Genomic DNA, 3580 nt, shown 5'->3' on the forward strand with positions numbered 1-3580 from the left:
CAGTCGGTTCAGTCCAGCTCTTACGTCGCTGAACAGGGCGCTTGCGCTTTTCTAATCTCACCCTGTTAAAAACTCATACACTATATCATTCACAACCTCGTATAAATCCGCAGTTGGTTCTTCCTTTTTGATTTGGAAAATCCGCTTTGTTAGCTCTTCCAAATCCTTATCACCAATAGGCATTGAATCTGACTCGTAATACTGTTTAAAACAGTTTACGATCATTTTGTTAATCAGCTTTTTCTCCATGGAAATGCACCTCATCCACTATTATACCGCTTTTTCAGCTAATCTCTATATGGAAACTTGTGAAAAAATTCCATTGAATAAGAACGTATATTCGCTTATGATAATGAATATAATAAAAAGGAACAAATGTTCGTTTTGCGAAGTTGGTTTTTTGGAGGGAAAGTCATGGTCGATTACCGTATGGTACCGAAAAATAAGATTTTATGTGTAGATATGAAAAGCTTCTATGCCAGCTGTTCCGCTGTCATGCTTGGCCTGGATCCTCTCACCTGTTATTTAGTTGTGGCTGGGAACAAAGAACGGCAGGGAAGTGTCGTACTTGCTGCTTCGCCACGCATGAAAAAAGAGTTTGGCATCAAAACGGGCTCACGGCTATTTGAGATTCCCCAGGATCCCCGGATTCAAGTTGTCGAGCCCAAAATGGCAACCTATTTGCGCATAGCCACAGAAATTTCTCGTGTTTTTAATCGCTATGTGCCAAAAGAAGCCATCCATGTCTATAGCGTCGATGAAAGCTTTATTAAAGTCGATGGTACCATCCATTTGTGGGGGGATGCCTATACCATTGCCGAAAAAATAAAGAATGATATTGAGCGGGAATTTCAGCTGCCATGTGCGGCTGGGATTGGTCCCAATATGTTACTGGCGAAGCTTTGCTTGGACCTTGATGCAAAGAATAAAGGAATTGCAGAATGGACGTATGAGGATGTGCAGGCAAAGCTTTGGAACGTATCGCCGCTTAGGGAAATGTGGGGAATTGGCAGGCGTGTGGAAAAAACATTAAATGGCATGGGCATCTTCACGGTTGGACAGCTGGCCCGCTATGATTTAGAAAAGTTGGAAAAGAAATTCGGTATTATGGGCAACCAACTTTATTATCATGCTTGGGGAGTTGACCTTTCCGATTTGGGGGCACCAATCATAAAAGGACAAATTAGCTTCGGAAAAAGCCAAATTCTGTTAAGGGATTATAAAGAGGAAACGGAAATTAAGGCTGTCATTTTAGAAATGTGTGAGGAAGTCGCCCGAAGAGCGAGGACGCATCGAAAGGCAGGGAGAACGATAAGTCTTGGAATCGGCTACAGCCAAGATGAATTTGGCGGCGGCTTTCACCGTTCCAGAACGATCCAGCAGCCAACAAATGAGACGATGGAATTTTACCGTGTCTGTCTTGAATTGTTTCATGAGCATTATACGGGAAAGACGGTAAGGCAAATTTCGCTTGCCATCGCAAATATAGTCGATGACCAAGAGCTTCAGCTCGATCTTTTTGACACAGGTGCCTATAAGAGGCGAGAACTTGGTTATGTAGTCGATTCTGTCCGCAGGCGCTTTGGTTCAGGTGCTCTATTGCGCGCCGTTTCTTATACGGCTGCTGGAACTGCTAAACACCGGGCAACACTTGTTGGTGGACATAAAATGTAACGAAAGAAGGAGTGGCGTATGATTCGCGACCGCGGAAGAATCAAATGGACGTCGATGATGCTTCCTGAGCATGTGAAACTGCTCAGGGATTGGGTAAAAGAAGATCGGTACGAAAAGAAAAGAGAAATGGATGAGCAACAGCTGGAGCTCATGAATGAGACCTTATCTGAAGCGATTGAATTTGATCAATTCGTTACGATTACCCATTATCGGAAACGTAACTATGAAATAGTGATTGGAAAAATCCATTACTGGGATGAACGGACGCAAAGGCTTCATGTTGTAGACCGTTTTGAAGAAGTGCACCGGATACCAATGGATGCGATTGCCGACATCAGGCTGACGGATTTGTGAAGCAGAGAAAAGAGCGGCCTCAAATTGGAAAGCCGCTCACCTTAATCTTATTCTGCTTTTGGAACCCGAACTTGGGATTCAAAATTCCCTTTATGTGAGCCGTCGCAAAAAGGTTTGTTAGTAGACTTTCCACAACGGCAAAGAGAAAAGGAAGGCTTTGTTGTATAGACATTGCCTTCGCCATCAAGCAATTCTACATCACCCGTAATTCTAAGTGAACCATTATCATTTACTTTGATTTGAACTTTTGACATAACTAGCACCCCTTTAAAAAATGTTCGTACTAACTTTGAGATTAACTGGAATAACAGGAAAACGCAAACAAAAAGCTAAAAGCAAAAAAATAAGCAGTCCTTACAGCATGTGATACAATCATCATATGTTAGAAAAGGGGTGCGATTAACGTGGAAATAAATATAACAGCGGCAGCAGTAGAAAAAATAAATGAGAGAACCGAAGGTAGAAAAGGCTACTTAAAACTAAAATACGATACAGACGGCTGCGGATGTGCGGTAAACGGAGTTGTAGCCTTGTGGTTTGTTCCAGAAATAGCAGATGATGAAATTGCGATTGAAACAAATGACAGAACGGTTTACGTAGAAAAATCAAAAATGATTTTCTTTGACGAGCAAATGAAAATTGATTTTTCTCAAGTAGCCAATTGCTTTCAACTAAAAAGCCCGCAACAAATCTTAAATGGCCATATGAGCCTAATCATGAAAGAAAAAACAGACTGTTCCATATAAACAGTCTGTTTTATTAACTAGACAAAGCAGGGTCCACATATTTCTGTAAAAATTCATCAATAACTCGTTCATAATCAGCACGGTTTTCGTTAAAAGACTGGGCATGCCGTCCATTTTCCGCAATATACAGCATTTTAGGTCCCTTTTTGTGCTCAAATAAATCTCTCGACATAGATGGCAAAATAAAATCATCTTTCCGACTATGGATAAATAGGACCGGATGTTTGATGTTTTCAATGACTGATATTGGCGAAACATTTCGAATCGAATATTTGTCACGAAAGCGTAAAAGAGCATCCCCAATTGGAAGTAGGAGTCCAGGGATAAGCTTGAAGTCTTTTTTGATGAGATAAGCAAGTTGTTCTTTGAAATCAGAAAATGGGCAATCGGCAATATAAAAATCTGCGCCATCCTCGAGAAGTCCGGCGTATAAAAGCATGGTAGCAGCCCCCATCGATTCTCCGTGAATCCCAAGTTCAAGACCCGGCCCCTTTTCTTTTTTGAGCCAGTCAACCACTGTTTTTAAATCGAATTTTTCATAATGACCGAAGCTGGTCGTTTTCCCGCCAGATTCCCCGTGACGGCGATGGTCGTAAATCAAGGTATTAAATCCGCGCTCTAAAAAAAGGTTTGCGTATTTAATCGAATTAATTTTCGTTTCGGTCACACCATGAGAAATTATGATAAAGCGGTTGGTCCCATGTGGTTCGACTAGAAGGGCTTTAATCGTATATCCAAAGGGTGAAGGAATATCTACTTCTCGCTTTGGTAATGATTCGAACTCATCTGGATTATACCTGCCAGCT

At 41.5% G+C, this 3580-nt stretch carries 6 protein-coding genes; 3 read left to right on the top strand and 3 right to left on the bottom strand.

Annotated elements, in window-relative coordinates:
* Positions 1-57: 57 nt before the first annotated feature.
* Complete coding sequence (locus RTR43_RS23515; protein ID WP_312475990.1) at positions 58-249, bottom strand: YqzH family protein; 192 nt, start codon at positions 247-249, stop codon at positions 58-60.
* A gap of 165 nt (positions 250-414) precedes the next feature.
* On the opposite strand from RTR43_RS23515, the gene RTR43_RS23520 reads away from it, so the two are divergent.
* A complete protein-coding gene (locus RTR43_RS23520; RefSeq protein ID WP_312475993.1) occupies positions 415-1674 on the top strand; it encodes a Y-family DNA polymerase in 1260 nt (419 codons plus the stop codon).
* A gap of 18 nt (positions 1675-1692) precedes the next feature.
* Entirely contained in the window at positions 1693-2028 is a 336-nt protein-coding gene (locus tag RTR43_RS23525; RefSeq protein ID WP_312475995.1) for a YolD-like family protein, read from the top strand.
* A 47-nt stretch (positions 2029-2075) separates the two neighbouring features.
* Here RTR43_RS23525 and RTR43_RS23530 read toward each other — a convergent pair whose 3' ends face one another.
* Positions 2076-2282 carry a CDGSH iron-sulfur domain-containing protein gene (locus RTR43_RS23530; RefSeq protein ID WP_312475997.1) on the bottom strand — a complete coding sequence of 69 codons (207 nt, stop codon included), beginning with the start codon at positions 2280-2282 and terminating at the stop codon, positions 2076-2078.
* 150 nt (positions 2283-2432) lie between these two features.
* Between RTR43_RS23530 and RTR43_RS23535 the strand changes: the two genes are divergently transcribed.
* On the top strand, positions 2433-2774 hold the full coding sequence (locus tag RTR43_RS23535) for an iron-sulfur cluster biosynthesis family protein (RefSeq protein WP_312476001.1): 342 nt from the start codon (positions 2433-2435) through the stop codon (positions 2772-2774).
* Positions 2775-2787: 13 nt separating this feature from the next.
* Here the strand turns inward: RTR43_RS23535 and RTR43_RS23540 are convergent.
* Positions 2788-3580: alpha/beta hydrolase (locus tag RTR43_RS23540; RefSeq protein ID WP_312476004.1), on the bottom strand; the 793-nt coding region annotated here is incomplete at its 5' end.

Origin of the sequence: Neobacillus sp. (assembly GCF_031988165.1) — a bacterium.
Taxonomy (GTDB): domain Bacteria; phylum Bacillota; class Bacilli; order Bacillales; family Cytobacillaceae; genus Neobacillus; species Neobacillus rhizosphaerae.